Genomic DNA, 24,101 nt, shown 5'->3' on the forward strand with positions numbered 1-24,101 from the left:
GTGGGGCAGATGTTGAAACGCCGCTGTGCCGGCGGATCGCGCTTGCGGTGGGCGTCTACTGCGGCAGCTGCGGGGTGAGGGCCGCAACGCGAGCCCGTACGCGGTCGGCGTGCATGGGTTCGCCGCCGGACTCGAACTTGTCGATGGCTTCGGTGTAGAAGCGCAAAGCGGCACTACCGGTCGGGTCGGCGTGCTCGGAGGCCTGGCCGAGAACCTCGTTGGCGTCGGCCTGCCAGTAGTCGGATCCGCTGGTCGCGAGGATCTTCAGGGCGGGGTACACCGCGGCATAGGTGGATGCCGGCTGTTCGCCTGTGAGGAGCGCGCGCCCGAGGAACGTGATGACGCGGGCGTGACCGACCGTGTCGTCTGCGGTCTTCATCAGTTCGGCGGCCTTTTCGTGGTGGCTGATGGCTCCAGACGGATCGTCGAGCTCGACCAGAACCTCGCCGATGCGTCGATGCCGCAACGCGAGACTGCGTGGGTCTTCGAGCTGTTCGGCGAGAGCCAGGGCCTGCCGGTAGTACTTCATGGCGGCGTGTGGCTGCTTCGCGAACTGGTGGGCCCGGCCGCAGATGGACAGGGCGGCCGAGAGGATGCGGGGCTCGTCGGCCGCCCAGGCGTATTCCAGTGCGAGTTCGCTTGCCTGGAAGGCTTCGGTGTGGCGCTGCAGACTCGACAGCGCGTAGGCCGCACGGCTGTGGCACACGGCGAGGGTTCGAGCCTGATGATCCTCAGGGAGGTGCTCGGCCGCGGCGAGGGCGAGGGTCTGGGTCGCCAGTTCGTTCTCGTGGTCTCCGGTGAGCCGGTGGAGTGACCACAGCGGCTCGGCGAGCTGAAGGACGAGGTCATGCCAGCCGTGGTCGTGCGCGGCGTTGAGCATGGCGGTGAGGCCGCGGAGGTGTTCGTAAAACCAGGTCTTCGCGTGCTCGGCGGATTCGTACAGCTGGCCCGGCTTGGCATAGGCGGGGGAGATGCGGAAGCTGTGCGGCTGGGTGGCTTTGTCCGCCATCGTGGCGCGGGTCGCGTACCACCCGATGACCAAGCGGTAGGCGGGGAGACTTTCTGATGCAGGCTGCATGATCGTGGTGAGCTTGATGTGGTGCTCGTCGACCTGGCTGGCTTGGCCGGCCTGAGTCCATTCGGCGATGATGGCCGCGCCGAGGATGGGATCGCCGACGACATGGTGGACGAGGTCGTGAGAGACGACGTCGGAGGTACCGGGCATCCCGGTGAGCGTGCGCAAGGTGCCCTCGGCGAGCTTGGGCAACTCGACGGCCATAAATCGCTCCGATGCGTTGTGCGGTAAGGAAATGGGGAGGCGCGAGGCGAGCGCGACGGTGCGGCCGCTCCCGGTTATCCGCTGTGAACAGCGGGTGGATGGTGGCGGTGGAAAGCTTCGGCTAGCGGCACGACAGCCTCGCCCAGCGCGTACTTCTTGTCGTCCGGCTTGTGTACGACGAAGCCAGCGGCCGAGTGCTCAGCAAGCAGGTGATAGGTCGTCGAACGGGGCAGGTTGAGCTCGTGAGCAATCGTGGCCGCCGCCATCGGACCGTCCTTGGCAAGCAGGGACAGCACCGCGAGGCCGCGGCGGAGCGCGGGGATATGAGTCATTTGCTGGACTTCCTGGCGAACGGACCGAGCGGAAGGCGGGACTAGATGAACGGGACGGCGCGGCGTTCTTGTTTAGCCGCGATGACTACGGCGTGCAGGTGAGGTCAGGAGATGGTTGTGGTGCGTTGGTGTCGACGTCGCCACAGCTGGGCCTGGATTCGCCGGGCACTGTCCTGAGCACGTCCGCCTCGGCCAGGTAGAGGCGCCCGAGGTCGATCAGCAACGTGCCGAGTTCCTCATAGTGCGCCGACCGCTCCAGGTCGGGAGCCAGGCCGCACGTCTGCATCATGTTCCTTGCGAGCATCTCGCCGAACTGCGGATGCGACTTGACGACTTCACGTGTAAGTCGCTGCAGTGAAACGCGTAGGAGGTCCTCGGTCAGGATTTCCGCAGCCATAGCGGGATCCCCTCGTCATCGGTCGAACTGGTGCGTGGTCCGCCAGGTTCGGTCTTGGCCCTCACTGCGGACTTCTTCCCTGGGGGCTGTAGTGCTCGGCTGTCCACTCTTGAAGGAAGTCGTCGTTCCAAGGCACGACGAGCACCCAATGGAGTGCCACGTGGACCGGCACCTGGTAGTCGAACAGGACATCGCCGGGACACCGCGGCCGCTGTGCTGATGGGCCACCGCGCACGCGTCGTATTTCGGAAAGACCGGACTCCGGCAGGGTGACGAGATCGAAGTACTCACCGCTCGGCTTGATGAGCGCACCCACAACGCCGCCGTTGCAGGTGATCATCGGGAGGTGCCGCCAGCCTTCGTCTTTTGCCTGCTGGATGCTCACACCGAACGGGTCCGGCGGCAGAGGTTGATCATCCTGTGGAGTCGCGCTGGTCACTGAGCTGCCCGCCTCGCGCGCGACTGAATGATCTGCTCGTGCTCGCGCGCTTGTGCAAGAAAGATTCCCAGCCGCACCAGGAAGAACAGCCCCGCGAGAGCTATCAGTCCAATTTGGATAGCAAGGCTCATGTCGAGATCCGCTCACCCACAACCGCCGATGATGCAGCCTGCATCACGTTCAGCTTGGCGTTTTTGAGGCGGTATCGGAGGTTGCCGATCTGGTAACTCCACAACACGGCGAGGCCACCTGCCGGAGCTATGAGGGTCACCGGGTTGTCGACACCGGACAGAACGACGATGTCGCGGTGCCGTCCGACCGCGTCCGTGCATGGAATCTCGACCCGGCGGAGGTTGGGCGCTGGGGGGAACTCGCCCCGCTCGCCGACGAGCGCCCCTGCTGCGTTGAACGCCGCCGCACGTAGCTCGTCGCGGAGGTCATCAACTTGAAGGCCAGAGAGTGTGGCTACTTCACCTGGGGGAATGGTGAGTGCTACCTGCTCATCAGCCATCCTGGAGATGAGGACGTGGCGCGACCTGCCGGCCACGTCGTGGCATCTCACGGCCACCGCTCCGATTAGGAGATCGATCTGCCGTCTGCCCAAGAGGTACATGCGTACTCCCGACGTTTCTGGAAGTGGAGTCCAGGCCCGGGCTCTCGGGGATCGGAAGGGCCTGGACTCCACGCATGCCAGCTCAGCGATCAGGAACAACTACGCAGTACGTCGGGGGAGGACGCACTTCAACCGCCAAGTCGGCTACGGCGCCAGCTTCAGGAGCCGCACAGTTTGATCCTACGTAAATATTTACGTAGGTCCATACACCGAACGGGTGGGGTCGATGTGCGCGGGGTGTAGTCGGGTGCAGACTTGACGCCAGAGCGATCAACGAGAGGACGGCAACGTTGACGGATCGCGATGATCCACTCGCTGTGCGGTGGCTGGTGGGCATGGAGCTGAATCGTGCGCGCAACAAGGTGAAGAAGACGGTCGCCGCAGCCGCCAAGGTGATCAACTGCTCTCCGGGCAAGATCAACCACATGGAGAGCGGCCGCAATCAGCAGCAGCCCTCCGAGGTCACGGCCCTGATGAGGTCGTATGGCGCTGATCAGGCAGACATTGACCGGCTCGCGTCACTGGCGGCTAATGCTGGAGAACAAACGTGGTGGGCACCGTGGACGGACGTCGTTCCCGACTGGCTCAAGACGTTCGTCGGCTTGGAGGGCTTGGCCCGACGCGCACTGACGTACAGCTGCCTTGTGATTCCAGCGCTCTGGCAGGTCGACGGCTACTCGTTGGCGGCCACGGAGGAGAACATCCGTGTTCGTCGTGATCACTCAGAGCGACTGGTCGCCTTGCGCATGGAGCGTCAGAGCAGGCTGTTCAGCAAAGAGAACCCGCTGCGCTTGAGTTCGTTCATCGAGGAAGCGGTCTTGGATCGGCCGATCGGCGGCCCTGAGGTGATGAAGGCCCAGTACGAACATCTGCTCCGGATGATCGAGGGTGAGCCCGACCTTCCGGACGGCTCGCCTGAAGCGCCGCTGCGCGAGATCCGGGTGGTCAAGACGTCTGTGGGTCCTCACGATGCTCTTGTGGGGCCGTTCACTGTCCTTGAGTTCGCACAGGCCCAACCCATCGCCTACATCGAGATCGTGAACGGGGCAATCTACGTTCAGGATCAAGATCAGGTCGACGGGTACACTCGCTCCATTACCCAACTGCGCAAGAAGGCACTTTCTCGCGAGGAGAGTTTCGCGGAGATCAAGATGCGGCTGGACGCAGTGGCCTGATCGCCCGGAGGAAGTCATGCTTACCCCCAAGCGCCGCGCTGGGTGGCGCAAGTCAACGTTCAGCGACCAAGGCAACGGCTGCGTTGATGTCGACTTCACGACCGATGGTGTGGAGATGCGACACAGCAAGATCGCTGACAGCCCAGTGTTCCCGTTTACGAACGAGCAGTGGATCGCGTTGCTCGATGAGGTAACGAGCGGCGAACTGACCAACCTGAACGGCGCCGTCGAGGTGACTACAGAACCGAATGCCTGGACGGTTCGAGAGCGAGCGTCTGGGCAGACGCTGGTGTTCACGGACGACGAGTGGGTGGCGTTCCGCCTCGGTGCGGCCGGCGGTGAGTTTGATCCCTCGCAGCCAGCGATCGTCGCAGCCCTCGCCGCGGCCAGCTGACCAGTTCACTAGGAGAGGGACGCTCCACTACTGTGGGCGTCCCTCTCGTCATGCAGGCTGCATGACGAGCACGAGAGGCGGGACCAGTTGCCGTTCAACGCCGGTTCAGGCCTGGTGGCGTCCCTGTTCCTAGGCAACGAACTTTCTGCGGCGTGCTGCTACGTCCGTAGGAGCGAAGGCGCCAGGGTCTCCATCGACCAGCACAAGGACCGCATCCCCCTTTTGCCGTGGATGCGGAACGCACCAGCTTCGGCGGGCAAGCGCGCTGGTGATCCTGCTTGAACGGAACCTACGTCGCAGGGGTGTCCACGTTCACGCCCAGCACCTTCGTGCCCACCTGCCACGCGCCCTCAAAGCAGGCATGGTTCAGGGCCCCGCAACCTTGGGACTGGTCACGGGGCCCTGATGAGTACCTCCTGGTTACGTGGATTCCCAGGCGGCACCCTCGCGGGCGTCGACACTGCAGGGCCTCCAGTTCGCCGTAGCTGACTCCGTCGTGCGTGGTCGACGCGAAGCTGTGGAGTTGGTCAGCGAGTGTGAGTCGCAGCGGTGGTGCCGTAGCGGCGTTCGATCCAGGCGGTGCGGTGCTGGGCCTGTTCGTCCACGGTGCCGATGGTGGAGGGGTCGGCGTCTTGGAAGATGCCGGGCTGGGCACTGCGGCCGGCGTCGGTGAGTTCGCTGACGGTGGTGGACTCGCGCTGGCGGTCGGGGTCGAGCACGGTGTGGTCGCGGCGGGCGGCTGCGATGGCGAGGTGCCAGCCGCGTTGTTCGAGTTCGATGCGGGCCAGCAGAAGCGCTCCCCAGGTGCTTCCTGCGGTGCAACTGACGGTGGGTTCATCGTTGATGGTCACGCGGACTTCCCAGCGGGTGTCGCCGGCGGGGTCGCCGGCACGGACTCCGGGGCCGTGGCGAAGTAGTTCGATGGCGGCTGGGGTGGTGTGGGCGTGGTCGCCGGGGTGGAACGCGCGCACGGTGCGGGCGGCGAGGGTGCGGGTGTTGTTGTCGCTGGTCATGTGTGTCCTTAGCTCGGGTAGGGCTCGTAGTACGGGTTGTCGGTCCACGAACCGGGCACCTTGTAGCGCTCACCGGTCTCGGGGTCGACGCGGACGAGGTAGCCGCCTTTGATGCGTTCGCGGGCGATGCCGCCGGGGTGGGCGACTTCGCCCTCGTCCTTGATGAGGACCCTGAAGTCGTTGGGGCGGCTGGACTCGACGTCGATTCCGCCTCGCATGTCGAGCTCCAGGACGAACATGCTGTCAGGGTCCTGGACGGTGTGCCGCATCCACAGATCCTCGTCGGTGGTGGTGCCGACGTAACCCGATTTCTCGTTGTTGAGCACGTACCTGTCGAAGTTCCCGAGTTCCTCGTTCCAGGTGGGAAGCCCCTCCTCGAACACTTCGCTCATGTCGCGACCGGACTCCACCCGGTAGAGCGGGCGGACGTCGTCGGGGCTGCGCCAGGCCAGGTCGTCGGGCAGATTGCGCAGGTCGATGTCGGGGTTGTGGGCGTTGTGCCACACGTCGATCTGCGTTTGCGGGTCGATGTGCCGTACCGGCGGAAGATCGGGTTCGCTGCTGGTGGGCGGGCCGAGTTCGGCCTCGCGCGGCGTGTGTGGTTCTGGCGTGTCAGCGCGAGGTTCCGGTGCCGGATCGGCCTTGGGAGGTGCGAGGTCGGCGGGTCGTGCGGGCTGGGGTTCAGGCCGGTCGGTATCGAGTCTGTGGGCGAGGGAGTTCCCGCGGTCGGGAAAGCCTTCTCTCATGTCCTGCTTGAACTTCAGGTTGTCCTCAATGGACCGTTGGATGCGTTGGCCGACGTCGTGGCTGATCCGCTCAGGGGAGTTGATCGGTGGGGGAGTGAGAGGCCGTTCTGGTGGCGGCTGCACCGGCCGGAGCTCCGACGGCGGCGCAACCGGCGGTGGCGGCTCGGCGGGGTGCGTCCGTGTGGGCGGCGGTGGTGTGGGGTGGCCGACCTGCGGAGGCTGGCTAATCGGTGGTTGAGGGGTCGGGGTGACGCTGGAGGCCGTGGTGGTGTCGGGGCTGCGCGATGCCGCCCACGCGGCCAGGTCGTCGATCCTTTTGCTGAGGTCGCCGCCGTATGACTGGGCGATCTGAAGGGCCGCGTCGAACCGGTAGTCCGGCCCAATGCCGCCAATGTCGTCGGTGTGGCGCCCGGCTTTGGACGCGTCTTGGGCGAGGTTCTCGCCGACCTGGGTGGCGTCGCGGCCCAGTACTGAGCCGACCTTGCGGACTCCGCCGATTCCGGCTTGTCCGAGACCCCACAGGCCGCCGCTGGCGGTGTCGACGGCGGCGTTGAGCGTGGTCTTGGCGGCGGTGCGGCCGGCGAGTGCGGAGCCGCCGGTGGCGATGCCGAGCGCGACGTCGGGCAGGAGCTTGCCGAGGGCTTTGCCGGGTGAGTCTTTCCAGGTTTCGGCGTCGAGCATGCCTTTGATCAGCTGCTCGGGGTTCTGCACGCCCGTCCACAGGCCCGAAGCGATCTTGTTCATGTTCTCGTACATGGCGGTGGGGTGGGTGATGTTGTACGGGTCGAACGGGTTGATCATGCGGGCCATCGAGTTGATGCCCTTGACGCCTTCCCAGACGCCTTCGACGATGTCGGTGCCGCTGGTCAGGGCGTATCCGGCGGCGTCGGCGATGTTCATGCCCAGTCGGTCCCACCAGTCGGGTTGAGCTGGTGCCTGAGAGATCCACTTGGTGATGACGCGGCCGCAGGCGTAGCCGGCGTCGGTGACGCGGCGGCGGGCGTCCTCGAGCATCTGCTCGGCCTGTTTGCGTCCGGCTTCGCCTGGGTCGGAGTAGACGGGCCGGGGGCCGGGGTCCTGGCCGGCGTCGACGACCCGGTTGTAGACCTCGACGCGCTGATTGTGCTCGGTGACGGCTTTCCTGGTCGCCTCGCGCGCGCCCTGCCACATGTGCAGGGCCCGGCCGGCCTCGGATTGGGAGGAGTCGAGCACGAGCCGGTACTGCACGAGGGCGGCGGACATCTCCTGCAGGCCGGTTCCGGCGTCAAGCCACTGCTTGGGCTTGTCGGAGATCCGGGCACGGAAGTTGTCGGCGGCCTGGCCGGTCCAGCTCGAGGTCTCGATCGCGGCGAGGCCTTCGCCGGCCAGTGTCATCGCGTCGCCGAGTGTGGCCATCGCGGTCGCGGCCGCGGTGATCTCGCCGGGTTCGCCGGCGATGAGTTCGGTGGCGTTCGTGGCGTCGGCGAGCTCGCGGACGTCGCCGGCGATGCCGTGGTAGCTGCTCATCGCGGGGCCTCCGGCCGGCACTGCGCGCCGGAGGGGGCCTGCTGCTGTCCGAGAGGGTTGGCCAGGAACGTCATGTCCGCCAACGACTTCAGCGAGCTCAGGACCTGATCCTCGGCGCGCTGGTAGGTCGACCGTGTGTCGGCCAGCGCCTGCACGAACTCCTCGGTGCCCTCGATGAGGCCACGCACCCACCAGTGGTAGCGGTCCAGGACCTCGTCGAGGCCGTCTGTGATCACCTGGTGGCCGGTCTCCTCGAGGTCGAGCTTGAAGGTCACGACCGTCTGACCGGAGCGTTCTTGCCCGTGGTAGCCCGCTTTGCGCAGCTCAGCGACCGTGTTCGTGATGCCGGTCTCGGCGGCTTTGAGCGCGTCGAGGTCGACGCCGAAACCGCCGCTCATCGAGTGCCCCCCGATGCCGGGCGTGGTTCGAGTTCGGCGACGTCGCCGGCGCCTGGTGGCCGTGCCGGTGTCCTCGTGGCGGCGTGGCGGAGTCGGGCCTGCTCGATTTCGTCGAGCAGCCGCGTGCCGGTGCTGACGAGCTCGTCGACGCTCTGGCTGGCGGCCAGGAACGCGGAGCTGATAGGCAGCGCCGGAATGTCGTGCAGCAGCCGCGGCAGCAGGTCGTGCTCGTCGGCGATCGCGACCAGGCCGGCGGTGACCAGGGCGGCCTCGGCCTTCATGTCGGTGAGCCGTGCGAGACGGCCGGAGAGCACGGTGAGCCGCGGGTCGATCGGCGGCGGCGCGGTCACGTCTGACCGCCGGGGAACGGCAGGACTCGCGCGTGCACGATGGGGGAGACCGGCGGGAAGGTCATCATGTGCGGGCTGTGCGGGTCCAGGACCACACCCAGGCCCGCGGGCAGCACGGGCAGCAGCAGGTCGAGCACCTCGGCGCCGAGCAGCGTCATGCAGCTCTGCTCGGCGCCCACGACGGAGGTCAGCCGCTGCACGGTGCTGAACACCTGCAGCCAGGTGCCCATGCCGGGCACCTCGACCGTCGTGACGGCGGGCGGGTCGATCTGGCGACACAGCAGCACCGGGGTGGCGCGGAACGAGGCGAGCACCCGGCGAGGGTCGCCTTTTCCCTGGTAGAAGGCTTCGGCTTCGCGGACGACCGCGAGCTCGGTCTGGTTGCCGGTGGCGGGCATCGTCTACTCCCCGTCTTCCAGCGCGTCGTGCAGGGCGATGGGCCGGGCCTTGGGGCGCACGATCACGCGCGCGTGCGGGAGGCCGTGGTCGAGCTCGAGGCCGACGTGCTCGGGCAGCTGCCGGCGCAGGTCGGAGCCGCGCAGGGTCCGGTGCCACACCTCGTCGTAGCCGTGGCGGGCGTCGGGCAGCAGGTTGTAGGCGGTGTAGGCGTGTACCCACTGCTGGCCGGCCGTGGTGTGTACAACGAAGTCGTTGGAGTCCGGCTCGGTGGCGACGTAGACGACCGCCCAGTCCATCTGCTCGGCCAGCCCGGCGGTGCGGACCTCCGCCTGCTGTTCCTGTTCGGCCATGCGCCGCAGGTCGGCGCCACCGGGTGCGGGCGGGCGCGGGCCGTTGACCGGTTCGAGAAAGCTCATCGTGACCACCTCCCGGTAGGGTCGATCCGGTGCTGGTCGCGGGCGGTGGCGCTGATGGCGGCGACCGGGATCACGACGTCGACGACACCGGCCTCGGGCGCGAGGAACCGGGCCTGGGGGCAGAACCTTGTGATCAGCCGCCGCGCGCGGACGTTGCCGACGTCGAGGTAGGCGCACAGGAAGTCCAGCTGGGCCAGCGTCGCGATCTCGGCGAGCAGGGCGCCGATGAGTCCGCCGAGCCCTGTGCCCTGCCACGCGTCCTCGACGAGGAGCACGACCTCGGCGGTGGCGTTGGCGGTGGGCAGGATCGACCCGGCCGCCAGCACGCGCTCGCCCTGCCACGCGAGCACCGTGGCCTGGTCGTCGGTGCCGCAGACGGTGTCGAGGTAGAGCTCGACGGCGGTGACCGTGCGCATGTCACCGACCAGCTCGGCCAGCTCGTCCACCTCGGCCGTGGTGGCGGCCAGGAACCGGGCGCGCAGGGTGGTGTCGCTGCAGCGGGCCAGCATCGCGCGCAGCGCGGGACCGGCGTGCGGGGTGGCCTTGCGCAGGTAGACGGGTTCGAACAGGGGCGGGGGAACGTTGCTCATGCCGCACGCTCCAGCGCCGTGGGGTCGGGGTGGACGGTGCCGTGTGGCCAGCCCAGCGCCGCCAGCGGCGTGTCCACGGGGAAGTCGCGGACGAAGAAGTGGTCGCCAGCCCAGGTACGGACACTCGCGTGACCGGGATCGGCGAGCTCGGTCCAGGGCGCCACGCTGTCGGGCGGCGCGTACCAATCGCCATTGGCAGCCCACGCGAACAACCGGCATCCCTGGGCCAGGCGGGTCGGGGTGGCCGGCCGGTAGCGCTCGCACGCGGCCAGGTCCGCGCGCACGCGCGGCAGGATCCGCTCAAGGAACCGGGTGTCGTAGCGCAGGTCCATGGCCAGGCCGCCGAGCTCGATCAGCGCGTCGGCCAGGCCGGCGTCTTCGAGGCGATGCAGCGGCACCGGCGGGTCGAGATGCGCGGCGCGCGAACCGGAGACGATCACGCCGTCCAGGGCGATGTGCTGGGCCTGCAGCCGCACGGCCAAGTCGAACGCGACGAGGGCGCCGAGGCTGTGACCGAACAGCGCGAGCCTTTCGACCTCGCCGTGCCGGGTGAGCAGGTCGTACGCGACCTGCTCGGCGATCGACTCGACGCTGAACTCCTGGTCGCGCCACGCGGTACTGCGGGGCAGCACGACCGTGAGGAGCTCAACCTCGTCGGGCAGCTCTCGCGCCCACCGGTTGTAGACACCGGGGCCGGCGCCGGACCACGGCACGCACACCAGCCGATGAGTAGCCTGCGGCCGCGACACCGGGCACAGCACATACGCCCGTGATGGTGCATTCATCGCTGAAACTCCCCCCAAATTTTCCTTTGAGAGCAGAGCGGGAAGGCAAAGGGGGCTGCGTCCGTGGCAGGGGTTTTGCCGATGTGGGTGTCCATCGACGGCAGCCGCTCAGCCCCCTTTTACCTCTCCCTCGTCTCCTCTCACCCCTCCTGGGGTCACCACCTGCTACTTCGGAGGTGTCCAGCCCCTCGAAGCCCCGTCTCTCTGGCGGTAAACAGTGGCTGTGCACAGCATTGCGAGAATCAGCCTGGAGATCATCGAGTGAAGGACCTATTCCGGCCCACGAATTGTTTTCGGCCGGATCGGTGGTCAGACCTACGCCGTTCGTGGTCTGCCCGGACCGGCCTAGGTAACCGGCCTAGGTAGAACCGCGAAACAGTGCTCAGCGCTGGTTCTGCTCGCCCCACCAGCGGGCGATCCGCAGCCGTGAGCCGGTGCCCGAGACCCCGAGCTTGTGTCTGATGGCGTCGACGTGGGTGTCGATCGTGCGGATGGACAGCACCAGTTGCTCGGCGATCTGCCGGTTGGTCAGGCCGGCGGTGACCAGGCCCGCCACCTCGTACTCGCGGGCGCTGAGGCCGCCGGGTGGCTGGCCGCTGTGCTGGGCGGGTTCCGGCAAAGCCCGCAGGTAGGCGAGCACGCCGGTGTGGTCCAGGGTCGTGCCGTGCTCGAACGCGGCGCCGAATTCCTGTTCTCCGAGCCGGGCCTGTGTGGTGGCGCTCCACTGGTTGTGCAGCTCGGCGATCGGGCCGAGGCCGGCCATGGTGACGGTGGTAAGCCGGTGGTGGTGCGCGGCGCCGAGCAGTACCGCGGCTTGCTCGTCGTGCCGGCACGCCGCGGCGGCCCAGGCCAGAGCCTCCAGGCTCCATGCGGAGCCCCACAGGTCGCCGAGGGTCAGGTGCCGGTGCGCGGTGCCGGCCAGCAGCGTGGCCGCGGCCTGCGGGCTGCCGTGGCGTAGTTCGGTCACGCCGCGGCACCACGAGGCGTCCTCGGTCTCCCCGCGGGCGGTCGCGGCGTCGCCGAGCAGAGCGGCGGCCAACGCCAGCAAGCCGCGTCCGGGGTAGGCCGTGTTCGGCTCGGCGTGCTGGTCCCAGGTGTCGCGGGCTTGGCGCAGCACGGCGAGACTGCGCGCCTCGCCGGCGGCCAGCAGCTGGCCGCCGTGGCCGGCCAGCAGCCACGGCTGCAGCTCGGGCGGGCTGCCGAGTTGCCGCGCGATCGCCTCGGCTGCGGCCAGGTGGCGTTCAGCATGGGCCGGGTCCCCCTGGCTGAGGTCGAGCTGAGCGGCCAGCACGTGCCCAGCTGCCTGCAGCGCGTGTGGCCTGATCTGAGCGTCGAGGGTGCGCCACAGCAGGTCACGGGCCTGGTCGGGCTGCCCGGCGGCCAACGCCCAGCGGGTGCGGGCGAGTTCCACCGCCAGCTCGAGCGCCTGGTCGGCCTGACCGTCGGCGAGCAGGAAGTTCACCGCGGCGTGGAGGTTGGGCATCTCCAACTCGATGCGGCGCACCCAGCCGATCTCGTGGTCACTGCCGACCGCGTCGGTGGCCTGCCGGGCCAGGTCCAGGTAGTGCTCGGCGTGCGCCTGGCGCAGCTGCTGTTCCTCCTGGCCGCGCTCGCGCAGGCGCAGTACGCCGGAGGACCGCACGCTGTCGAGCATGTAGTAGCGGCTCGTGCCGGCCTCGATGTCTGCCAGCAGGATGGACTGATCGACCAGCCGGACGAGCAGGTGAGGCAGGTGGACGGCGTCGAGCTGGTCGTCCGCGCACACCACCTCGGCGCTGCGGGGATCGAACCCGCCGGGGAAGACCGCGAGCCTGTCCCACAGGCGTTGCTCGGCAGGCGTGCACAGCGCATAGGACCAGTCGTTGGTGGCGGCCAGGGTGCGGTGCCAGGGCTGCCCGCCGTGGGACTCGGCGTGCTGCCCGGTATCGAGCACGCCGAACTGGGTGCCGCCGTCGAGGTCGTCGACCAGGTCCTTGATGCCCACCACGCGCAACCGGGCCGCGGCGAGCGTGATGGCCAGGGGGACGCCTTCGAGCAGCCGGCACAACAGTTCGACGTCGGCGTCGTCGCCAGGCTCGGCGGTGACCGCCCGCGCCCGCTCCAGCAGCAACTGCGCGGCCTCGCTGCGCCCGTCGCGGGTGCCGAGATCGAGCGAGCCCACCGGCTGCAGATGCTCGCCGGGCACCTGCAGCGGGATGCGGCTGGTGGCCAGCACCCGAACGCCCGCCGCGGCCTGCAGTACCCGCCGCAGGAGTCCGGCCACCGCCACGGCGAGGTGTTCGCAGTTGTCGACCACCAGCAGCAGCCGGCGGCCGCGCAGGGCCGTGAGCAGGCTGTCGAGGCAGTTGCCCGGTTCGAGCTCGACAGCCACGCCGAGGGTGTCGAGTAGCAACTCGGTGATCTCGTCCGGCGTGGTGAGTTCGGACAGGGAGAGCAGCCACACCCCGTCCGGGTAGGCCGCGGCACCGGTCTGTGCGGCGTTGGCCGCCAGCCGCAGCGCCAGCCGGGTCTTGCCGATCCCGCCAGGCCCGGTGAGCGTCACCAGCCGTGCCTGCTCCAGAAGCCGCCGGACCTCGCCCAGTTCCCGGTGGCGACCCACGAACCTGTCGAGCTCCAGCGGCAGGTTGCCCGCCACCGGCGGGCCTGGTGGCTCGGGTGAGCCGGACCTCGGTGCCGGCGCGGTCCGGCCAGCCGAGCAGGTCTCCCCGGTATCGACGTGACTGGGCCAGGTCTCGGTGTCCGGAGCGTGTGCGATCTCGTTGCGTGCCAAGGCGTCCCCCGTCTGGCCGCGCGAACCCGACGACGTCGGCCGCGCTGGATGTCCCCCCGTGCTGACCGCCGATTGTCTGGATTCGCAGGCCCCGACCGCGTCGGTAGGGCTACTGGCAGCACCACTGCATTCGCCGCAGCGTGGACTTCCTGAGGTGCCCGAGCCGCCGCCACACGGGCCCTGAGCTGCCGAAACGCCGGGGGTTGAACAGATGTCGAGCGCAAAGGGACCCGCGAGGCCCGTAGGTAGGCCGCGCCAGCACCAGTAGGGCTACCCGTAGGCCTACTGATGACAGCGCCGCGACGACGCCATGACGATGTTGGTCAGGTCCCCCGCCTGCCTGCTCGACGGGCCGGCCGACACCGCAACCACGCCGACACAGAGCAGGAGTTGTATGCGCATGCCGAAACCGAAAACGCTGGTCACCGGGCTACGCGGCTACCAGAACCATGCCGCCGAAGCAGAGTTGCGCGAGAGCGGCACCGTCCATCTGATGCAGATCGCCGACGGTACCCAGGCGTACGTGGTGACCGCCGGGCTGAAGCAGTCCCGCCGGCTGCTGGCCGACGACCGCCTGAGCAAGGCCTGCACGCGGGTGACCAGCGTGCTCTCCGCGCAACTGGCCGCGACGGGGTGCCCACGCCCACTGAGCGGCATGTTCAACGATTCGATCATGTTCTCGGATCAGCCAGTGCACACCAGACTGCGGGCCCTGGTCACCGCCAGTTTCAACGCGCAGGCGACCAGACGGCTGGAACCGCGGGCCGAGGAACTGGTCTCGGAGCTGGTCGAGGCTCTGCCCGCCGGAGAACAGATCGACCTCATCAGCAGGTTCGCGTTCATCCTGCCGATCACGATCATCTGCGAGGTGCTCGGCGTACCGGTGCGGGATCGCGACCTGCTGCACGCGTGGACATCGGCCCTGGTGCTCGACGACCCGGCGCGAACGGTGCCGGCGTCGACGGAGATGACCGCCTACCTGGGGCAGTTGGTCGACCGCAAACGCCGCGAGCCCGCCGACGACCTGTGCTCCCGGTTGGTCCACGCGAGCATCGACGGCGACCAGCTCAGCGAGAGCGAGTTGCTAGGGATGCTGTTCCTGCTGGTCGTGGGCGGGCACGAGACGACCTCGAGTCTGATCGGCAATCTGATGCTGGCGCTGCTGACCGAGCCGTCACGGTGGCGGCAGGTGGTCCAGGACCCGTCGCTGATTCCCTCGGCGATCGAGGAAACGTTGCGGTGGGACCCCCCGACCGCCCGCGCCACCCACCGGGTCGCGACGCAGGACATCGAGGTCGGCGGCGAGATCATCCCCGCCGGCGGGATCGTCCTGGTCTCACTGAGCTCGGCCGGGCGCGATCCGCACACCCCGCGCGCCGACGAGTTCGACCTGCAGCGGCCCGCCATCCAGCATGTCGGCTTCGGCCACGGCATCCACAACTGCGTCGGTTCGCAGCTGGCCCGGATGCAGGCCGCCGCCGCGATACGGCAGCTGGCAGCCCGGTTCCCGACCGCAGAGCTGATGGACGCCAACCCGCCCCGGCTGGCGTCCTCGATCGTCGGAGGAGTCGCCGAGCTGCAAGTGAGGTTCACATGCGGCTGACCGGCGACGTGCGGCCGCGGCGCCTAGTGGCTCTGGCGCTGCTCGACGGAGCGGACCCAGTTGGTGAGCCCCGCCCGCGTGCCAGGGAACAAGCCCAGAATCAGGTAGATCTTCTGCACGTGGCTCTCCACCGTGCGCGGCGACAGCGAGAGCATCGCGGCGATCTGCTTGTTGTTCTTGCCCTGCGCGACCAGCCGCGCGATCTCCCACTGCCGCTCGGTGAGCCCGACCGCCGCGAGGTCGGGCCCGTCCTGCAGGGCTTTCTCCTGGGCGTCGGAGTCGCCGAGCGTGAGCCGCAGCGCGTCCTGAATTGTCTTCACCGCGGCACCGAGCTCGACCGCGTCCGCGTAGTCGTCGGCCGGCATCGTCTCGCGCAGGACCTTCTCGGCCTCGACCCGGAACCGGGTGTGCGGGATGTGCTTGGAGAGCTGGATGCCCGTGATCCGCTCGATCGACAGCGAGGCCCCTACCAGGATCGCGGCCATCCGAGCCGTGGCCTTGGTCAGGTTGACCGGCTGGACCAGCAGCCACGCCAGAGTGGGCAGGCTGAACACCGGCCCCCAGCGGTCGCCCTGTTCCATCTGCAGCCGCAGGTTCTCGATCACCATCTCCATGCCACGCCGGGGATCGCCGGCGCGGGCATGCGCGATGCCCACCGCCCACAGCCCCCACGTCCTCGACCACGGCGCCCCGACCCGTTCGGTCTCGGCGAGGAACCCCTCGGCGATCCGCAAGGCCTCGGCCCTGCTGTCCGCCGGCGCGTCCTCGCCGTCGTCGAGCAGCGCCGCGCTCAGGGCGATGAACATGTGGGCCATGTGCGCGTCGCCGCGGTACTCCTCGCCGAGCTCGGTGAACTGGTCGAAGGCCTGCCGCAGTGGTGGCATCGCGGCAGGGTTGGTGCCGTTCACGAAGTGCAGGAAGGCACCTCGGGCGAACAACACCGCCGGCACCGCGACGCCGCTGCGTTCAGCGTGCTCGGTGGCCTGGTCCAGCAGCGCTTCCACCTCGGCGTGGTCCATGCCCAGGCAGATCGCGATGAAGGCCTCCATCGCGAGTGCCGAAGCACACAGCGGCGTGTCCTGCGCGGGGATCGCCTGCCGGATGCGCTGGAACCAATAGAGAGCTTCTGGCAGTTCCGCCGCGAAGAAAATCCACCGGCACCGTCCCAGACAGGCCATGATGACCTGCGCGATCTCGGCCGTTTCCGGCAAATCGAGCGCGTGGACTATCGCCGCGCGGAAGTTCGGCATGTCGGCGGAGATCCCGTGCAACAGGTCCACCTCGCCCGGTCCCGGCCAGTCGGTCGCGTCGGCCACAGCCCGGCTCAGGTAGTGGTCGCGGTGCCGGGTCCGCACGGCCGCCTCGTCGCCGCCGCTCTGGAGTTTGCCCAGCCCGTATTGGATCGTCGGCTCCAGCAGCACGTACCGGCTCCGGTCCGGGTCCGGGATGACGAGCGACTTGTCGACCAGGCCGGCCAGGGCGTCGGCGATGTCAGCGACCGGCAGCCGCTCGTCCGCGCAGACAGCCTCGGCCGCGGCCAGGTCGAAGCCGCCCCGCCGGAACACCGTGGCCCGCTCCCACAGCAGCTGTTCCTGTGGATCGCACAGGTCGTAGCTCCAGCCGAAACCGCCGCTCATCCGCTGGTGGTGGGGCAGGACCGTGCGCTCACCACGGTTGAGGAGCCTTTCCATGCTCGTCGCCAGGCGGTCCGCGAGCACGTCCACCGACATGCTCTGCAGGCGACTCACGGCCAGCTCGATGAACAGCGGAATGCCCGACACCAACCGCAGCATCCGCACCACGTGTGCCCAGTTGGCCTCGGTGACGCTCCACCCAGGCACCTTGGCGGCCGCACGGTCGATCAGCAGCTGCACCGACTCGGAGCTCAGATCGACCGGCAACTCCGCGGACGCCGGCACCTCCAGCGGAGGCACGGGCTCCAGCTGCTCGCCCGGAATGCTCAGCCCCGCCTGCGACGTGGCCAGCACGTGCAGCTGCGGCGCTTCGGACACCAGATTGGCGATCAACGTGCCGGCCGTGTCCCGCAAGTGCTCGCAGTTGTCCAGCACCAACAGCAATCGGCCCCTGCTCGCCACCACTTCGAGCAGCGCCTCGAAGTCCACCGCCGCCGCGGTGTCGCGCACACCCACCGCTTTCGCCACATGCGGCAGCAGCAGGTCCGGCACGTCCAGCTCCCGCAGGGTCACCACCCGCACGTCGTCGAAGAAGCGATGCACTTGATCAGCCACTTCCAACGCCAGCCTGGTCTTACCGGAACCACCCGCGCCGACCAGAGTGGTCAGCCGGGATTCCCTGACCAAGGGCCGCAACTTCGCCAGCAACTCCTGGCGGCCGACGAAGGTCGTCAGCCGCGTCGGCAGGCCCTCGGCCTCGCTCCTCTTACCAGGCATTTCCTCACGCTAACCCAGACAGGTGATGATCCGCCCTCACAATCGTGCACTCCGTGTCCAACCGCGCACGTAACGTGGCTCTCATTCCAGGCGGTCACGATTCACGCTGGTGAACGGCCATGAACACGGGGACCGGCGCGACGCCGGGAACACCCACGACGAACCCGGCGCTGGCGCAGGCCGTGCTCACCGGGCACCCCGGCCACCGCAACCACGACATCGAAGAAACCTTGCGCGCGGCCGGCCCCCTGCACCCGGCCGTGCTGCCCAACGGCGTGCGGATCTTCGTCGTCACCACCGGCTACGAACGCACCCGCGCCTTGCTGGCCGATCCCCGGTTCAGCAAGGACTCCCAGTTGTTGACCTCGACCATCCACGCCCAGGTCGGACCCGGCGAATTGAGCGGCATGTTCGGCGAGTCGATGCTCATGTCCGACCAACCCCGCCACACCCGGCTGCGCACGCCGGTCGCCGCCGCATTCACCCCACGGCGCGTGGCCGCGATGCGATCACAGATCGAGCAGCTCGCCGGCGACCTGCTCGACGCGGCCGACACCGGCGAGCCGCTCGACCTGATCCAGGCCCTGGCCTTCCCGTTGCCCATCACCGTGATCGGCGACCTGCTCGGCGTCCCGGCCAGCGACCACCACCAGCTGCGCGGCTGGACCGAACAACTGATGGGCGACGACGAAACCATCACCGTGCCCGCCTCCCAGGCCATGACCGGCTACCTGCAGGACCTCATCGACGGCAAACGCCGCCGCGGCACCGACACCGACCTGCTCGGCGCCTTGATCGCCGCCACGGACAGCGACGATCGGCTGACGCCGGACGAGCTGATCGCGATGGCGATGCTGCTGATCGTGGCCGGCCACGAGACCACCACCAACTTGATCGGCAACTTGGTGTACGCGCTGCTCAGCGACCCCCACCGGTGGCACGAGGTCACCACCCAACCCGCCCTGATCACCGCGGCGGTCGAGGAGACCCTGCGCTGGGACCCGCCCGTCCGGCACGCCACCTACCGGGTCAGCACGGAATCCATCGACATCGACGGACACCTGCTGCCCGCCGGCGAAATGGCGCTGATCAACCTCGGAGCGGCAGGCCGCGACCCTCACAGCACCCCGCGCGGGCACGCCTTCGACCTGCACCGCGCCGGCGCACACACCACGTTCGGGCACGGCATCCACTTCTGCCTGGGCGCCTCACTGGCCCGCATGGAAGCCGAGATCAGCCTGGCGCAGCTCACAGCCCGCTGGCCCGCGGCACGACTGGCTAGCACCACCCCGCCAGGCCGCACCGACTCGGCGATCATGAACGGACTCACCACGCTGATGATCACTACCGACCGCTGACTGCGCGTTCGCCACAGGCACTGACTTTCCGGCGCCACCTGGCTTCGCGCACCTAGGCCTATCGGCAATCGGCGTAACGTGCCTGGTCGCAGGAGAGATGCAGGGGCAAACCCTGGGACTGAGGGAGCAGAGTGGAAGTAGGTGACGCGGCGGCATGGTTCGCCGTTGCCGTCGCACTGATCGCGGCGTTCATCGCGCTGGGAAACGCGAACTCCGCGAAGCGGCAAGCCAACGCGGCCGAGTCTGGCGTTCAGGAGGCGAGGCGAAGTGCTGCGGCATCAGAGGCCCAGGCTGAGGCTGCAAGAGCCAGGTGACCCTCATGCGAGAGCAGCTAGCCCTTGGTCAAGCTGAACGCCTCGAACGGGACCGCTTGGAACAGCGAGAGGCCCTAGTGGCGGTGATCAACGCACCTAGGCCGTGGATCCGCGCTGCTGAGACTGCCGTCTCCACTTACCGCAACTTTCCGGCTAGCGAGGCCGTACGCATGGACGGAGTGCAGAACTACGATCCAGCCTCCGCAGCCTTTGATCAAGCGTTGGTGCAGGCAAGCATTGCCGTGACGGACACCGAGCTGGCCCGGCTCGTGACCGTGATGATCCGCATCAGGGGCCCCATGGCCGAGCAGTTCGCTTCCTTTCACTCCTGTTCTCGGGATGCGGACGGTAAGGCTTCCCTTGACCTCGTCTATAAGGCCTATGCCGTGCCGAGTGCCATGGCCGGGATGCGGGAACAGCTAAAGCAGTTGGCAGTTCAGCGGTTCGTCGCCAAGCCATCCGCTCAACAGTCGACAACCAGCAGCACTGATGCCGGACAGGCGTTCATGCTCCGACGACACAAAGATGATCATGGTGACGTATCGCGCCGCGTGGGTACCGGACGACGATTCCGGCCTCACCTTTGACGAATTGGAGGCACCGGTGGTCGAGTGGATCGAGCAGATGAGCGCCGAAGCTGGAGTGGCTCCAATCCTGGTGGTCAACGCTGTCCAGTCAGCCGCTGGCCCAGGGATAGTTGCCGAGTTCGGGCGTCGCTACGGGTACACCACACCGAGGACGAAGGACCATCCGGCCTCCGGCGTGCCCGTGCTGGCCTTCCGGCCGACGCTGGAGGCGTTCGACTACGCGCAGCAGTTGGCGCGAGGGTCAGCTCTGTGCGTCATCGAGGGCATGAGCTTCCCCTTGGCGATGTGGGCGGCAGAGGTAGGCGCAGTCAACTTGCTGGCCCCAGCCGCCGCCGCACCGACCCTGGACCCAGCACTGAAAAAGGACTTGGACAGCATCCACTTCTTTGGGCGACAGCAACGGCTGGTCTGGCCCCGATGAGCGTGACCAAGCCCGCCGGTTCCTCCAGTTGTGGCGAAACCAGGGCGAGCTGGATGCCGACATGATCTGCGGCTACATGCAGGCGAAGGGCGTGCACGCTCGCGGCATTAAGCGGTTGCGCAAGATCATCGACACGATGAACGACAACTGACCGCCTTGAGGCGGGGAGCACGCGCCTTGCATCTCGCCGCACCTTCCGCCGGCCAGTTTGAAGCACAAGGCCACCTCGACCAGAGAAGGACAACGATGCGCGTAGCGGAAGAGGCTAAGCCGCTGTTCGACGTGGGCGACTGGATCGCGATGGGCGCCGCCGCGGTTGCGGTCCTGGCGATGGCGGTTGCCATCTGGCAGGCGTGTGAAGCGCGCAAGTCACGCAAGGCAACCGAGAAGCAGGCCACCACCGCCGAGAAGGCTTTGGCCGAGGCCAGCAGATCGGCGGCAGCTACAGAACGCGCGAACGAGATCACCCTCCTAAGGGACGCCGATCAGCGAGCTGACCGTGAAGACGCCGCCGTAGCTGAGGCACGCCAGGTCCGAGGCAAACTCAACAACATGGGTGGCCTCACTCTTGCCGTGACCAACCACGGACCCGCGACTGTCCACGATCTTGAAGTTGAGTCCGTCGAGGCGATCGGGTTCCCTCACCTGAAGTGGAGAGCCAAACCCGGGATGGCGCGAGACAGAACCACTTGGGAAACCCTTCGATTCGAAGAGACAGTTCGGTTCTATGTCGACTTCATCGACGAGAGTGGCGGAGCCCACCGCGCCCCAGGCCGGGAGTACTACTTCACGATCAGCTACACCACCTCCACCGGGCGCTGGCGAAGGACGGGCAACGCAGAACCAGTACGAGTCGAGCAGTCCGGTCCGCAAGGCCAAGGGCACGAAGAATCCAAGGACCTCGCCGCCGCCTCGGAGTCCGATCGCGCGCTCCGACTTCTTCGCGTGCTTGCTGACCGCATCGCGACCGGTGCGAGGCTCAACATCAGCGCCCTACCTGAGCAGCTCGGCCTGCCCAAGGCCGATGTACAGCTGGCGTTGCGGCACCTTGACGAGAGCGGCTACATCAACGCGCTGACGGGGAACGACATGATTCAGTCGGTGCACGAGATCACCGTCTCCGGTTACAACGCGTTGGAACGCAGCGGCTTTTGAGCGGAAGCCGAGCGGTTCGCCCGTGTCAGCTCGGTCCCTTGCCCTTCGCCAGACGCGGGGCCAGCCGGTGGTTGGGGGTCGGCAGCAACAGCAGCTCGTTCACGACCATCGCTAGCGCGTCGGTGAGTTCCCAGACGATCGCGTTGTCACGGTCCACGCGGATGCCAAGCGCGTCGTCCTCGTCGTGAAACCTGATCGAGTCGACCCAGCCGCCCGGCCACCGGTGAAAGCCGTCCAGGAACGCCTGTCCCTCGTGGGCGGAGCCGAACACACAGGTGACGGTCTCGTCGGTCTCTCTGATCAACCTCAACCGCGACCACAAGGCGTATGAGTGGACCGATGTGGCCTCAGTGCCCTTGGGGCCACATCGCCCTGAGTCGTCGTCCATGAGCTGCTTCCTGCCCAGTCGCATCGACACCGCCACTTGAGCGCACGCCCGAGGGAACGGCGCGCCTGGCCCCGGTCGGCGAACGTGTGGCCCACTAGACCATCGTCGTCTTCGATCAGCGTGGCCGGGGGGGGGACTACACACGACGCACCGGTCTGTCATCACTCAGTCGAGTCGCCTCCATCCAGCCGCACGACCACGACTCTCTGTAGTCAAGTGATGGCTAGGCAGTAACAACTACTGACGTGACTCTCGTACAAGAGTGCCGACAGGCACTGAACACCTTGGAAGTCTGTTTAAGACTGCCGAAGACCGTAAAAGACCATGATTGACGATGAACAAGCATGGGTTGCAATGAAGATGAATCAAGCCCATCAAAGGCGAACGAAGACCAATCAAGGCAAACAAGCAACAAGACCGCCACGGAAGTAATAAGCCGCATAGTCTCCACGCAACCATGCACATAAAGGTTATCTATAGGCGTCCCAACAGGTGAATTACCCACAGTGACACCCTGGGCACCCCTCGCCGCAAGCTCTGTGCGCCATGCCTCTGAAGTGCGTAAACAGGAACTCTGAGGGGACGCCCCAAGGTTGCAACTCCCGGCGCGCATTGGCTCAGGTCGCGTTAGAGCAGCGAGATGAGATGACAAGAGGCCCCCTTTGGTCATACATTTCTGGAGGAACGATCGCACCGGCAGTCTGGCCGGAAGCGGCAGGCAGTCAGGGGCTCAAAATGACAGACACACGTGGTCCGCTGCGCGCATTTATCGACGAGTCGGGACAGCGCGCGAAGACCAAGTTCTCCAGTGATCACTTCGTGCTGAGCGCCGTGATCATCGCGGACGAGGACATGCCCAGGTCGACTGCACTACTCGCCCAGGTCCGAAGCGATCTGCGGAGGCGGCCAGGCGACGCCCTGAGCTGGAAGAACATCAAGAGTCACAGCCAGCGGCTCTACCTGGCGAAGGCGTTGTCCGAACAGAACTGGCTCACGGTGTCCAGCGTCGTCGTCTGTAAGCGGCACCTCACCGGCGGGGACAGCATGGACGAGGATCAGCTCTACCTGTACACCTTCCGCCTGCTGCTGGAGCGGCTGTCATGGTTTGCACGCGACCAAGGCAGGGTTCTGGAGTACACCCTCGCGCACATCGTCCGGTTCAAGATCGAGAAGCTGCGGGAGTACGAGAACCGCTTGCGCTCAGTACCGGACTGCCAAGTCGCGTGGCCCTTCCTCGATCCACACGGAGGACGGCTGGAGCAGCCCGCAACGCTCGAACAGCTCCAGTTGGCCGACGCAGCCGCGTCCGCAACCGCTGCTGGGTTCAACGTGGACGACTACGGCAACACGGAGACGCGATACCTGGCTGAGCTTGCTCCCCGCCTATACCGCCGTGGAGAAGCACCACTGACCTCGTACGGCCTCAAGATGCACCCGTGGCGAGACACTACAAAGGCCGCCTACCCGTGGGTGGCGGCCTTGTAGGGCGCGTCAGCCGCCTATGCCGCTCAAGACGGGTGCCAGTGTTTCCACCAGCAGACGACTGCCCGCGCACCTCGACTCTAACCCGGTGCCGGTCGACAGGCCAACGCATCTGACCAGCATCAGCCGATCGGCGCGCAGCCATTGTTACCCGCTGACCAGCGTAAACAGAAATACAGTAAGCGGCGTGCTTCCACCCATGTGGTGCACGCCGCCTGCCGGGCATCAGGCTGTGCTCGACCTAGCCGCGTGAGCGGTCAGCTCCGCGCACTCCAGACATCGCTGGAGGGGCTGCGATCCGCTCCAAAGTCGTCCCAGCGCCACTGAGTAGGACACCCCGGTCCGGCTGCACAAGATCCGGTCCGCGTGCCGATCCAGCACGAACGCGTGCGCGGCGATCGGTCTCCTATAGTGCTGGGCGCCTATCAGCTCGTAGGCCGAGCAGGGCTTGGAGTTGTCTTCCGTCATGGCTCTCCTTTGAGATGGGGATGCCGCTGATGGGTCCCTCACCCCTTAGCCGCGCAACCAGGCCGCGAACATGAGTACGGATGCACGAAATGCGTCCGGGGTCACATTCCGGTAGTGCTACAGCCCGATGCCGGCCACGAGCGGGTCGTGCGCATTACGCGGGCCAGTCGCGTCGCCTCCGCGGCCAGCAGCGGGCCCGCCTCGACAGGACCCCGGATCGCGGCGGATTCAACAGCGTCCTGGCCCAGGCGCGTGACGACATCGGCCGCGCCTGCCTTCCGGACGGGTAGATGCTGGTTAACAGCGTGCAGA

25 protein-coding genes are annotated in these 24,101 nt (G+C 67.3%); 9 read left to right on the forward strand and 16 right to left on the reverse strand.

Annotated elements, in window-relative coordinates:
* Positions 1–55 precede the first annotated feature (55 nt).
* The 5 genes from DI276_RS39610 to DI276_RS39630 form a co-directional block, all read right to left on the reverse strand.
* The gene (locus tag DI276_RS39610; RefSeq protein ID WP_112273547.1) at positions 56–1,279 is read right to left on the reverse strand and encodes a tetratricopeptide repeat protein; all 1,224 of its coding nucleotides are present in this window, start codon (positions 1,277–1,279) and stop codon (positions 56–58) included.
* A 74-nt stretch (positions 1,280–1,353) separates the two neighbouring features.
* Entirely contained in the window at positions 1,354–1,611 is a 258-nt protein-coding gene (locus DI276_RS39615) for a helix-turn-helix domain-containing protein (protein ID WP_112273549.1), read from the reverse strand.
* Positions 1,612–1,696: 85 nt separating this feature from the next.
* Positions 1,697–2,008 (reverse strand): hypothetical protein, encoded by a 312-nt coding sequence (locus tag DI276_RS39620; protein ID WP_112273551.1) that lies wholly within the window; start codon positions 2,006–2,008, stop codon positions 1,697–1,699.
* A 61-nt stretch (positions 2,009–2,069) separates the two neighbouring features.
* A complete protein-coding gene (locus DI276_RS39625) occupies positions 2,070–2,393 on the reverse strand; it encodes a hypothetical protein (RefSeq protein ID WP_112273553.1) in 324 nt (107 codons plus the stop codon).
* Between the two features lie 181 nt (positions 2,394–2,574).
* Positions 2,575–3,060: a hypothetical protein gene (locus DI276_RS39630; RefSeq protein ID WP_112273555.1), complete on the reverse strand. Its 486-nt coding sequence runs from the start codon at positions 3,058–3,060 to the stop codon at positions 2,575–2,577.
* Between the two features lie 335 nt (positions 3,061–3,395).
* Between DI276_RS39630 and DI276_RS39635 the strand changes: the two genes are divergently transcribed.
* Positions 3,396–4,235, forward strand: coding sequence for a helix-turn-helix domain-containing protein (locus tag DI276_RS39635; protein ID WP_232837242.1), 840 nt, complete (start codon positions 3,396–3,398; stop codon positions 4,233–4,235).
* A 16-nt stretch (positions 4,236–4,251) separates the two neighbouring features.
* On the forward strand, positions 4,252–4,629 hold the full coding sequence (locus DI276_RS39640; RefSeq protein WP_112273559.1) for a DUF397 domain-containing protein: 378 nt from the start codon (positions 4,252–4,254) through the stop codon (positions 4,627–4,629).
* A gap of 527 nt (positions 4,630–5,156) precedes the next feature.
* Here the strand turns inward: DI276_RS39640 and DI276_RS39645 are convergent.
* The 9 genes from DI276_RS39645 to DI276_RS39685 form a co-directional block, all read right to left on the reverse strand.
* Positions 5,157–5,642, reverse strand: coding sequence for a hypothetical protein (locus tag DI276_RS39645; RefSeq protein WP_112273561.1), 486 nt, complete (start codon positions 5,640–5,642; stop codon positions 5,157–5,159).
* 8 nt (positions 5,643–5,650) lie between these two features.
* Entirely contained in the window at positions 5,651–7,894 is a 2,244-nt protein-coding gene (locus DI276_RS39650; RefSeq protein WP_157985244.1) for a putative T7SS-secreted protein, read from the reverse strand.
* Positions 7,891–8,292: a hypothetical protein gene (locus tag DI276_RS39655; RefSeq protein WP_112273565.1), complete on the reverse strand. Its 402-nt coding sequence runs from the start codon at positions 8,290–8,292 to the stop codon at positions 7,891–7,893. The genes DI276_RS39650 and DI276_RS39655 overlap by 4 nt, the downstream gene beginning before the upstream one ends.
* Positions 8,289–8,642 carry a hypothetical protein gene (locus DI276_RS39660; RefSeq protein ID WP_112273567.1) on the reverse strand — a complete coding sequence of 118 codons (354 nt, stop codon included), beginning with the start codon at positions 8,640–8,642 and terminating at the stop codon, positions 8,289–8,291. The genes DI276_RS39655 and DI276_RS39660 overlap by 4 nt, the downstream gene beginning before the upstream one ends.
* A complete protein-coding gene (locus tag DI276_RS39665) occupies positions 8,639–9,040 on the reverse strand; it encodes an SseB family protein (protein ID WP_112273569.1) in 402 nt (133 codons plus the stop codon). The genes DI276_RS39660 and DI276_RS39665 overlap by 4 nt, the downstream gene beginning before the upstream one ends.
* 3 nt (positions 9,041–9,043) lie before the next feature.
* Positions 9,044–9,457, reverse strand: coding sequence for a hypothetical protein (locus tag DI276_RS39670; protein WP_157985245.1), 414 nt, complete (start codon positions 9,455–9,457; stop codon positions 9,044–9,046).
* Positions 9,454–10,047 (reverse strand): hypothetical protein, encoded by a 594-nt coding sequence (locus tag DI276_RS39675; RefSeq protein ID WP_112273573.1) that lies wholly within the window; start codon positions 10,045–10,047, stop codon positions 9,454–9,456. The genes DI276_RS39670 and DI276_RS39675 overlap by 4 nt, the downstream gene beginning before the upstream one ends.
* Positions 10,044–10,832, reverse strand: a complete 789-nt coding sequence (locus tag DI276_RS39680; protein ID WP_112273575.1) for a thioesterase II family protein — start codon at positions 10,830–10,832, stop codon at positions 10,044–10,046. The genes DI276_RS39675 and DI276_RS39680 overlap by 4 nt, the downstream gene beginning before the upstream one ends.
* A gap of 382 nt (positions 10,833–11,214) precedes the next feature.
* Positions 11,215–13,602: an ATP-binding protein gene (locus DI276_RS39685; protein WP_112273576.1), complete on the reverse strand. Its 2,388-nt coding sequence runs from the start codon at positions 13,600–13,602 to the stop codon at positions 11,215–11,217.
* 400 nt (positions 13,603–14,002) lie between these two features.
* Here DI276_RS39685 and DI276_RS39690 point away from each other — a divergent pair, with 400 nt between their 5' ends.
* Positions 14,003–15,205, forward strand: a complete 1,203-nt coding sequence (locus tag DI276_RS39690; RefSeq protein WP_157985246.1) for a cytochrome P450 — start codon at positions 14,003–14,005, stop codon at positions 15,203–15,205.
* Between the two features lie 23 nt (positions 15,206–15,228).
* Here the strand turns inward: DI276_RS39690 and DI276_RS39695 are convergent, their stop codons facing one another.
* Positions 15,229–17,616, reverse strand: coding sequence for a LuxR C-terminal-related transcriptional regulator (locus DI276_RS39695; protein WP_112273580.1), 2,388 nt, complete (start codon positions 17,614–17,616; stop codon positions 15,229–15,231).
* Positions 17,617–17,735: 119 nt separating this feature from the next.
* On the opposite strand from DI276_RS39695, the gene DI276_RS39700 reads away from it, so the two are divergent.
* The 5 genes from DI276_RS39700 (at position 17,736) to DI276_RS39710 (ending at position 21,451) form a co-directional block, all read left to right on the forward strand.
* A complete protein-coding gene (locus DI276_RS39700; RefSeq protein WP_112273582.1) occupies positions 17,736–18,974 on the forward strand; it encodes a cytochrome P450 family protein in 1,239 nt (412 codons plus the stop codon).
* Between the two features lie 484 nt (positions 18,975–19,458).
* Positions 19,459–19,875: a hypothetical protein gene (locus DI276_RS50480; RefSeq protein ID WP_157985247.1), complete on the forward strand. Its 417-nt coding sequence runs from the start codon at positions 19,459–19,461 to the stop codon at positions 19,873–19,875.
* Positions 19,814–20,296, forward strand: coding sequence for a hypothetical protein (locus DI276_RS39705; protein WP_112273584.1), 483 nt, complete (start codon positions 19,814–19,816; stop codon positions 20,294–20,296). Before DI276_RS50480 ends, DI276_RS39705 begins: the two co-directional genes overlap by 62 nt.
* Positions 20,262–20,447, forward strand: a complete 186-nt coding sequence (locus DI276_RS50485) for a ubiquitin family protein (protein ID WP_157985248.1) — start codon at positions 20,262–20,264, stop codon at positions 20,445–20,447. Before DI276_RS39705 ends, DI276_RS50485 begins: the two co-directional genes overlap by 35 nt.
* 26 nt (positions 20,448–20,473) lie before the next feature.
* Positions 20,474–21,451, forward strand: coding sequence for a hypothetical protein (locus DI276_RS39710; RefSeq protein WP_157985249.1), 978 nt, complete (start codon positions 20,474–20,476; stop codon positions 21,449–21,451).
* A 25-nt stretch (positions 21,452–21,476) separates the two neighbouring features.
* On the opposite strand, the gene DI276_RS39715 is transcribed toward DI276_RS39710, so the two are convergent.
* Positions 21,477–21,755, reverse strand: a complete 279-nt coding sequence (locus tag DI276_RS39715; RefSeq protein ID WP_112273588.1) for a hypothetical protein — start codon at positions 21,753–21,755, stop codon at positions 21,477–21,479.
* An 819-nt stretch (positions 21,756–22,574) separates the two neighbouring features.
* Between DI276_RS39715 and DI276_RS39720 the strand changes: the two genes are divergently transcribed.
* Complete coding sequence (locus DI276_RS39720; protein WP_157985251.1) at positions 22,575–23,324, forward strand: DUF3800 domain-containing protein; 750 nt, start codon at positions 22,575–22,577, stop codon at positions 23,322–23,324.
* The last annotated feature ends 777 nt before the right edge of the window (positions 23,325–24,101 follow it).

The organism is Lentzea terrae, from assembly GCF_003265345.1.
Taxonomy (GTDB): Bacteria; Actinomycetota; Actinomycetes; order Mycobacteriales; family Pseudonocardiaceae; genus Lentzea; species Lentzea terrae.